The organism is Streptomyces sp. SID12501 (assembly GCF_010550245.1).
GTDB lineage: Bacteria > Actinomycetota > Actinomycetes > Streptomycetales > Streptomycetaceae > Streptomyces.
The window spans coordinates 1-847 of the sequence record NZ_JAAGLU010000147.1; the positions used below are offsets into that span (position 1 = coordinate 1).

The following is an 847-nucleotide window of genomic DNA, read 5'->3' on the forward strand; positions in this document are numbered from 1 at the left end:
CCCACCAGGTGGCGAGCAGGTCGGCGGCGTCGGAGTCAGGGTCGGCGACGTCGGCGTGCCTGGAGCAGCTCGCCAGCACGGTGCGCGCGTCCGTCCAGGTCACGACGGCGCACTCGCCGGCGTCCTGGTCGAGCTGAAGGTCGCTCGTGGCCCCCGTGTGCAGGTCGACGAGCAGCGTCGAGTCACCCAGGTAGCCGCCGAGCGCGTCGTACCTCTCCGAGAAGGTGGGCAGCGCCAGGCGGCGGCCGTCCGGCGACATGGCGGCCCCCCGGTGCTCGCCCGACCTCACCCGGACGCCGAGGCTCCCGACCGGACGACCGACCGTCACGGCCACCAGCTCGAGTGGGTAGTCGGCGACAGTCGTCCACCACAGCTCGGCACCGCCGTCCCTCAGCCCGACGTACGCGTCGGCATCGCCGAGCGTCCCGAGGCCCGCGGGCTCGCGGGTGACCGCGCCCGTGAGCAGGTCGACGCGACCTCGCTCGTAGCCCAGCCGGTCCGACGTGGGGACGACGACCGTCGCGACGGTCGAGCCCGGCTCCCAGCCGACGACCCACAGGCCGGGGTCGTCGAGGTCCGCGACGAGGTACGCGGTCCCCGTCGGCGACAGGAGCGCGAGCAGACCGGCGACGTCACGGAGGCCGACCTGGTCGACGGGACCGTACTGGGCGAGGGTCCACCCGGTGGTCGCCGCCTCGAGGACGCCGGGGGGCAGCGCGTGGAGCACGGGCGCCCCGGTGCGCTCGACCTCGACGAGGGGCACCTCGGGCGCCGCTGGCGCCGTCGGTGCGGCGTCCCCGCTCGGCGAGGGCGTCGAGGAAGCGCTGGGCGACCATTCCGTTGCCGA

General features: G+C 75.4%; 1 protein-coding gene. It reads right to left on the minus strand.

The window, feature by feature from the left end; translation table 11 throughout:
- Positions 1 to 763: hypothetical protein (locus tag G3I71_RS44895; protein WP_164324654.1), on the minus strand; the 763-nt coding region annotated here is incomplete at its 3' end.
- Positions 764 to 847: the final 84 nt, after the last annotated feature.